General features: G+C 69.2%; 6 protein-coding genes and 1 pseudogene. 5 read left to right on the top strand and 2 right to left on the bottom strand.

The window, feature by feature from the left end; all coding sequences use genetic code 11:
• Nucleotides 1-831 (top strand): annotated as a pseudogene (locus tag NL1_RS38200) (hypothetical protein); the annotation flags it as partial.
• Nucleotides 832-899: 68 nt separating this feature from the next.
• Nucleotides 900-2,690 (top strand): dynamin family protein, encoded by a 1,791-nt coding sequence (locus tag NL1_RS20430; RefSeq protein WP_084510795.1) that lies wholly within the window; start codon nucleotides 900-902, stop codon nucleotides 2,688-2,690.
• Between the two features lie 34 nt (nucleotides 2,691-2,724).
• Here the strand turns inward: NL1_RS20430 and NL1_RS20425 are convergent, their stop codons facing one another.
• Nucleotides 2,725-4,713 carry a glycoside hydrolase family 15 protein gene (locus tag NL1_RS20425; RefSeq protein ID WP_084510794.1) on the bottom strand — a complete coding sequence of 663 codons (1,989 nt, stop codon included), beginning with the start codon at nucleotides 4,711-4,713 and terminating at the stop codon, nucleotides 2,725-2,727.
• Nucleotides 4,714-4,796: 83 nt separating this feature from the next.
• Between NL1_RS20425 and NL1_RS20420 the strand changes: the two genes are divergently transcribed.
• Complete coding sequence (locus NL1_RS20420; protein ID WP_067841670.1) at nucleotides 4,797-5,075, top strand: hypothetical protein; 279 nt, start codon at nucleotides 4,797-4,799, stop codon at nucleotides 5,073-5,075.
• 173 nt (nucleotides 5,076-5,248) lie between these two features.
• On the opposite strand, the gene NL1_RS20415 is transcribed toward NL1_RS20420, so the two are convergent.
• Nucleotides 5,249-6,310, bottom strand: coding sequence for a M48 family metallopeptidase (locus NL1_RS20415; protein ID WP_067841669.1), 1,062 nt, complete (start codon nucleotides 6,308-6,310; stop codon nucleotides 5,249-5,251).
• A 72-nt stretch (nucleotides 6,311-6,382) separates the two neighbouring features.
• Here NL1_RS20415 and NL1_RS40270 point away from each other — a divergent pair, with 72 nt between their 5' ends.
• Nucleotides 6,383-6,472: an Ms4533A family Cys-rich leader peptide gene (locus NL1_RS40270; protein ID WP_309546086.1), complete on the top strand. Its 90-nt coding sequence runs from the start codon at nucleotides 6,383-6,385 to the stop codon at nucleotides 6,470-6,472.
• A gap of 208 nt (nucleotides 6,473-6,680) precedes the next feature.
• Entirely contained in the window at nucleotides 6,681-7,727 is a 1,047-nt protein-coding gene (locus tag NL1_RS20410; RefSeq protein ID WP_067841667.1) for a sulfate ABC transporter substrate-binding protein, read from the top strand.
• The last annotated feature ends 124 nt before the right edge of the window (nucleotides 7,728-7,851 follow it).

Below are 7,851 nucleotides of genomic sequence, written 5' to 3'. Positions count from 1 at the left end.
AACGTGCTCGGCACGCCCGCGGGCCCGTCCCCGCTGACCGCGCCCGCGGCCGTGGCGCCCGCGCTGTTCGACCCGCCGGTGAAGCCGACCACCATCCCGTCGCCGGTGACCGACACCCCGAAGCCGACCGACATCTACCCGGGGACCACGGCGCCCTCCGTGCCGACCACGATCACCAAGACGGTGCCGACCCCGAGCGTGCCGGTACCGACCAAGCCGGACACCGGCACCGTGCCGACCCTGGAACCGAGCGTCATCAAGACGCCGGGCGTGACCATCGTGCCCACACCCGGCGGCGGCACGGACGTGACCACCAAGACGCCCGGCGTGACCGTCACGCCGCAGCCGTCCACCCCGGACGACGACATCACCATCCCGGGCACCGGAACCACGGGCGGTAGCACGGGCACGACGGGCGGCCACACCGGTGGCAGCACCGGAGCGACGGGCGGCAACACCGGCGGCACCTACCCGACCGGCGGCCAGACCACCCCCGACATCCCCACGGTCTCGGTGCCTTCGCAGCCCCCGACGTACGACATCCCGACGCAAACGCCTACTGTGCCTTCGGTCGACATCGACCTGCCGACCGCGCCGGTCCCGACCGGTGTGCCGGTGGTGCCGACCCAGGTCGCGCCGGCCAAGCCGCCGGTTGTGGTCGAGCCGCCGAAGGCGCGCCCGATCAGCGACGAACTCGACCACGCGAGCTACCACCAGGTGGTCGCGCAGATGCCGCTGGAGCACGGCGGGCTCAGTGCGAGCCTGCTGCCGGGGACCACCATGACCGAGACACACCACCTGGTCGCGGGGCCGGATATCACGCTGGTCTGACCCGGATCACCGGTCCGGGGGCGCGCACGTCCATCGGTCGAGCGCAATACGAGGAGTGAGGAGGAGGCTTGTCTGCCGCAGCCGGGCTGGAGTCCGCGACGGTGAAACATCCGGACGCGATGGCGCCGCTCATCCGGGTACTCGACGAACTGCGGGAGATGGCCAGATCCGCGGGCCGCGACGACCTCGGTGGTCGACTCGGCATGGTGCGCGCCAGGATCGGTGACCCCAGGGTCCGTCTCGTCGTCGTCGGCGATCCGAAGAGCGGCATGAGCACGCTGGTCAACAGCCTGGTCGGGGCGCAGGTGAGCGCCACCGACGCCGCGCTGAGCGCACCGGTGATCGTGGAGTACGGCCCAGAGTCGAGCGCCACGCTGGTGAAGTCGACCAGACCGGGCCGCACCGAACGCCAGCCGGTGGATCCGCTGAATCCGGGTCCCGCGCTCGCCGCGCACGGCGTGATCCGCGCCGAGTTCACCGAGCCGAGCGCGCTGCTCGCCGACGGCATCGTCTTGATGGACGCGCCGGGTGCGGGCGACGAGCACACCCGCTGGTCGATGATCGCCGCCGCCGACGCGGTGCTCTACGTCGCCGAGGCCGCGGCCGAGCTGACCCCGGTGCAGTTGGAGTACCTGCAGCGGGTGCAGCAGATCTGCCCGACGGTCGTCTGCGTGCTCAACAAGATCGATGTGCACCCGCACTGGTCGCACGTGCAGCAGCGCAACCGCGATCTGCTGGACGCGGCCGGTCTCGGTTTCGCGGTGGCGCCGGTCTCGGCGCTGCTGCACCGCCAGGCGGGCAACTACCAGCGCGATATCGAGTCCGGGGTGCCGCAGCTGATCGATCACCTCCGCGACTACGTGGTGGCGCGCGCCGACGCGGTGGCCCGCGACGCCGCGTTGCGCGACATCCGGCTGGTGGCCGACCATCTCGCCGTCACCCTGTACACCGAGGCCGAGGCGTTGCGCGATCCGCGCCGCCGCGCCCAGATCACCCAGCAGCTGATCGCGGCCCGCGACGAGGCCGATCAGCTGCGCCAGCGCACCGCCAACTGGCAGGTCACCCTCGCCGACGGCGCCGCCGAGCTGATGGCCGACATCGAGCACGACCTGCGCCACCGGCTGCGCAGCCTGGTGCGCGACGCCGAGGCCGAGATCGTCCAGACCGATCCGGCCCGCGGCTGGAAGGATTTCGGCACCGACCTGGACGCACGCATCTGCGAGGCCGTCGAGGAGAACTTCGTCATGGCGCACTACCGGTCGGTGGAGCTGTGCGAGCAGGTGGCCGCGAAGTTCCCCGCCGACAACCGCACCCCGCCGCTACCGGACCTCCGCCTGTCCAACCCGGGCGAGGTGCTGGAGGCGGTGGCCCCGCTCGAGTCGCTGGAGAGCGCGAAAGCCAGTGTGACCCAACAGGTTCTGTCCGGTCTCCGGGGTTCCTACGGCGGTATCCTGATGGTCGGTCTCGCTACGAGCCTGCTCGGCATGTCGCTGGTGAACTGGTATTCGGCGGGCGCGGGCGTGCTGCTCGGCGTCAACGCGATCTGGGACGACCGCAAGAATCGCCAGCTGCGCCGCCGCGGCGAGGCCAAGGTCGCGGTGGCCAGGCTGATGGACGACGTGATCTTCCAGGTGAGCAAGGAATCGCGAAACCGGTTGCGCGCCATGCAGCGGACGCTGCGCGATCACTTCACCGACATCGCCACCGACGCGCTGCGCACGGCCGACGACGCGCTGCGCGTCGCGGAGGACGCCTACGGCAAGTACGGCGACCGCCGCGAGGACCGCATCGCCGAACTCGACGCCACCATGGGCAAGTTGAAGGCCGTCCGCGATCGCGCCGCCACCCTTGCCGCGTAACCACCGGGACGGCGAGCCGTAGCGGAGGCCCGCCTCAGGCCGGGCTGATCGGCGGGGAGTGCGCGGGCTGGAACTGTCCGGCTCCGCGCTTGGCCTCGGCCCTGATCACGTGGGTGACCGCATTGATGAGCGCCAGGTGGGTGAATGCCTGCGGGTAGTTGCCGAGGTGCCGTCCGCTGCGCGGATCGATCTCCTCGGCGTAGAGCCGCAGCGGGCTGGCGAAGCCGAGCAGACGTTCGCACAGGTGCCTGGCCCGCTGTAGCTCGCCGATCTCGACGAGCGCCGAGACCAGCCAGAACGAGCAGATGGTGAAGGTGCCCTCTTCGCCGGTGAGGCCGTCGTCGGTGGTCTCGGTGCGGTAGCGGAGGACCAGGCCGTTCTCGGTGAGGTGGTCGGCGATGCTGAGTACGGTGGCGCGCACCCGATGGTCGTCCGGCGGCAGGAAGCGGGTCAGCACCACGAGCAGTAGCGAGGCGTCCAGGGTGTCGCCGCCGTAGACCTGGGTGAAGACACCCTCGCCGGTCACGCCGTTGGCGAGCACGTCGTCCCTGATCTCCTCGGCGATCGTGTACCACTCGGTGGCGCGCTGGAACTGGCCGTGCAGTTCGGCCAGTTTGGCGCCGCGGTCCAGTGCCACCCAGCACATCACCTTCGAGGAGGTGAAGTGCTGCGGTTCGCCGCGCACCTCCCAGATGCCGCGGTCGGGCTCGCGCCAGTGCCTGATGGCGGCGTTCACCTGCCGCTCCAGCAGCGGCCACAGCGTCTCGGGCACCTGCTGGCGCGACTTCACGTGCAGGTACACCGCGTCGAGCATGGTGCCCCAGATGTCGTGCTGGTTCTGGTTGTAGGCGCCGTTGCCGATGCGCACGGGCTGCGCGCCGTCGTAGCCCTTCAGGTGTTCCAGCTCGCTCTCGACGAGATCGCGTTCCCCGCCGATGCCGTAGAGCACTTGCAGCGGAACGGGTTCACCGTTCTCACCGGTCGTCGCGTCGTTGAGGAAGCAGAAGAAGTCGTCGGCCTCGCGGTCGAGACCGAGCGTGTAGAGGCCCCACAGCGCGAAGCTGGAGTCGCGCACCCAGCTGAATCGGTAATCCCAATTACGTTCGCCGCCGGGGGTTTCCGGCAGCGAGGTGGTGGCCGCTGCCATCAGCGCGCCGGTCGGCGCGTAAGTCAGGCCCTTGAGTGTCAACGCGCTGCGCTGTAAGTAGTTGCGCCACGGGTGATCCGGGAATTTGCCGAGGGTGATCCACTGGCGCCAGCACTCGGTGGTCATCCACATCTTCTCCGCGGCGTCCTCGAATGTCTTGGGGGCGGGCAGATCCGACCAGGTGAGCGCGACGTAGATCTGGTCGCCCTCGCGCATCCTGGTACGCGCCCGGGCCTCGCGCCCCTCCAGCCCCAGGCGCAGATCGGTGGTGAGCACCAGGGTCGGGCCCGCGCTGGGATCGGTGCTGCACACCGCGGTGGCCTCCTCGTAGACCTTGCCGGTGTACTCCCAGCGCGCGGTGGAGCGGTGGTAGTCGAAGGCCGGTTCGCAGCTCATCTCCAGCTCGACCGTGCCGTTGACGCACTTCACGGTGCGCAGCAGCATGTGCTCGGCGTCCCAGTCCATCGGGGTGCGCCGATGGGTCTTGCTGCGCTGGACGTTGTTGTGCCACGGCCCGAGCACCAGCGCGTCGCGCACGATGAGCCAGCCGGTGTCGGTCTGCCAGGTGGTCTCCAGGATCATGCCGCCGGGCAGGTAGCGGCGCGCGGCGGGCACGTTGACGCCGTACGGGCCGATGCGGAAGTGTCCGGCGCTGCGGTCCAGCATCGAGCCGAAGACGCTGGGGGAGTCGGGGCGCGGCACGCACATCCACTCGACCGCGCCGTTGCTCGCGACCAGGCAGTTGGTCTCGCAGTCGGACAGGAAGGCGTAGTCGTCGATGGGCGGATGGGCGCCGCGATGCCTGGACTGGGTGAGCGCGCTGAGCACGGGCAGGTCGTCGGGCTCGCGAACTGTCAGATCATCCGTTGACGCCATACCCCATGATGTGTGCCGCCCACGCCCGCCGTCCACCGAATGCGCCGCTCGGTTGCTCAGGTTGGGCCAGTAGGCTGGTATCCGTGCATCGCGTTGCAGGATGGTGGGACGGTTTCGAGCTGTGGGTCGCGGGATTGCCGTTCATCCCGCAGTTCCTCGTGGTCCTTGTCGGCATGGTCCCGGTGAGCTTCGCCATCGCGTACCTGCTCGACCGCGCGCTGCGCGCCGCACTGCAACTGCTCGGCCGCAACCGAGCCCCCGAACTCACCGTCGCCGACGCCGCGATCCTCGCCGAGCCGTCTGCGGTTCTGGTCGACGAGCGAGCGACCGACCGCCGCCCCGTGCAGAGCGGAGCGCGTTGATGCCGCGCTCCCGGGTCCAGCTGGCCCTGCTCGCCCTGCTCGTGCTCGTCGTCATCGCCTGGTTCTTCACCCGCTGAACCGCCTTCGCCGCGGCTCTCGACGCCTCGCAGGCCGTCCGAGGTCTGCGAGGCGTGCGAAACATTTGCGAAGCCGACGGGATCGCCGTGACGCGGTCAGTCCTGGCGATCGCCGGTGCGCCAGTCGGTGAGGCGCTTGCCGAGAGTGGAGAGGGTTTCGCCGACCTCGTGGCCGACGGTGCCGACCGCCGCGCCGACGTCGCGGCCGAGGTTGCGTACCGTGCGGACCAGCGGATCCTCGGACTGGTCGAAGTTCTGCCGGTAGGTGCGCGCCGCCTCCTTGATCTCGGCGCTGATGCTGGTGCTCTTGTCGTGCGCGCGGTGCGGATAGTCGCCCGCGAGCACGCGGTTGTACTCGCCGCTCTGGATCCAGCGACGCAGTTCGGCGGCGCGCAGCACCGAGAACGGATGCGACTGCAACTCCAGGTTCAGCAGCTTGAGAACGCCGTCGCGCAGGTCGCCCGCGCGCTCGTAGTCGTCCGCCTGGGCCAGGAACGCGCCGTGGTTCATCTCGTGCACGCACGCGCCGCCCGCGGTCTTCATGTGCACCCGTACCGATGCCTCCACGTCCTGGCCGCAGAGCAGTCCCGCCCGGTCGCCGGACAGCTCCGACTTGCGGCTCCACTCCATGAGCGCGGCCACGATGGCGCGCAGGGCCCAGCCACCGACCGGCATCCAGCCGACGCTCGCCGTGAGGCGCAGCAGGTGCATGAGCATCGTGCGATACACCGCGTGCCCGGACAGCGCGTGGCCGAGTTCGTGGCCGACCACGAAGCGCAGCTCCTCGGTGTCCATGAGGTCGATCAGCGCGGTGGTCAACACGATGAACGGCCGGTCCATGCCGATGGTGAAGGCGTTCACGTGCGGGCTCTGCAGCACGAACATCTCCGGCGTGGCAGACGCGTCCAGAATGTCCACGCAGTCCGCGCGCAGGTCGTGCAGCGTGCGGAACTGCCGCTCGTCCACCCGCACCGCGGTGGCCAGGTAGAGCAGCCGGTGCTGGCGTTCCTGGAGCAACCCGGACAGGGTCCGCAGAACGGTGTCGAATCCCGCCAGCGAGCGCAGCGCCACCAGCGCGGTGCGATCGGCGGGGTGTTCCCACGCGCGGGTGCTGATGCCGGGCAAACGCGTGCGGACCCGATCCGGACTGATCGTCATGGGATGAAACCCCCCCTTGTTCAGGAACTCTTCGATTCGAACTCGTGAGCTGTGCTCTGCTACAGTCTGCCCGTGTCTTCGAGTGCCGTCCCGCAGGTCCGCCATGAATTGGCGTTGATCGCTGTCGGCAACCTCGCGGTCGCGGACATTCTCTGTCGTTGATCGTTGACGGGGCACGTCTGCGCGTCCCTGCCCGTAGACTGGCGTGCACTTTTTCGCAGACGTCCCCGACCCCCGCGTCGGCCGCTTCCGGCCGATAGTCGCGCCACTGCCGCGTCATTCAGCGGCAGGTCTACTCGATCGACACGAATATCACGCTGCCACGGTCTCTTTCGATTCGTGTGGCGGTCCGCAGGAAAGGTCCACTCCGATGTCTCGCAACACTTGGCTCGCCCCGCGCCGACGCTATGCCGCCGCCGCGCTGACCGCGGTCGCGGCGGTCGTGCTCACCGCCTGCGGTGGCGGAGCCAGCGATACCGCGGGCGGAGGTGGGGCCGACGGCAGCGGCGGCACCCTGAACCTGTACGCCTACGCCGTCCCCAAGCCCGGATTCGACAAGGTCGTCCCCGAGTTCAACAAGACCGACGCGGGCAAGGGCGTCCAGATCCAGCCGTCCTACGGCGCCTCCGGCGACCAGTCCCGCAAGGTCAAGGACGGCGCCGAGGCCGACGTCGTGAACTTCTCGGTGGAGCCCGACATCACCCGCCTCGTCGACGCGGGCCTGGTCGACGCCAACTGGAATGCCGACGCCAACAAGGGAATTCCGTTCGGCTCCGTGGTCGCGATCGTGGTGCGCAAGGGCAACCCCAAGGGCATCAAGGACTGGGACGACCTGCTGAAGCCGGGCGTCGAGGTGGTCACGCCCAACCCGTTCAGCTCCGGTTCGGCCAAGTGGAACCTGCTCGCCCCGTACGCGGCGAAGTCCGACGGCGGCAAGAACCCGCAGGCCGGCTTGGACTATCTGAGCCAGCTGGTCTCCCCCGAGCACATCAAGGTGCAGCCCAAGTCGGGCCGGGAAGCCACCGAGACCTTCCTGCAGGGCACCGGTGACGTGCTGCTGAGCTACGAGAACGAGGCCATCTTCTCCGAGCGCAAGGGCGACCCGATCGAGCACGTCATCCCGCCGACCACGTTCAAGATCGAGAACCCGGTCGCGGTGCTGAAGAACAGCAAGAACCCGGAGAAGGCCGTCGCCTTCCGCGACTTCCTGTTCACCCCGGCCGGTCAGAAGGCCTGGGCCGAGGCCGGTTTCCGTCCGGTCGACCCGAAGGTCGCCAGTGACTTCGCCAAGGACTTCCCGACCCCGCAGAAGCTGTGGACGATCGACGACCTCGGCGGCTGGAAGACCGTGGACAAGGAACTGTTCGCCCCCAACACCGGCAGCGTCGCGGTCATCTACGACAAAGCCACCAAGTAGCTGGGTGACCCACAGCACACGGGATACTGGACGATTGTGACTGACAGCAGTACCGCCGAGACCGGGGCCGCCCCCGGTCTCGGCGTAACCAAGAAAACAGCACGCCCGGCGCGCTCGCGCTGGT

It is taken from the genome of Nocardia lijiangensis NBRC 108240 (genome assembly GCF_001613045.1).
Taxonomy (GTDB): domain Bacteria; phylum Actinomycetota; class Actinomycetes; order Mycobacteriales; family Mycobacteriaceae; genus Nocardia; species Nocardia lijiangensis.
The sequence above is the reverse complement of the archived record's forward strand: the minus strand, read 5'-3'. Positions and strand labels throughout refer to the sequence as shown.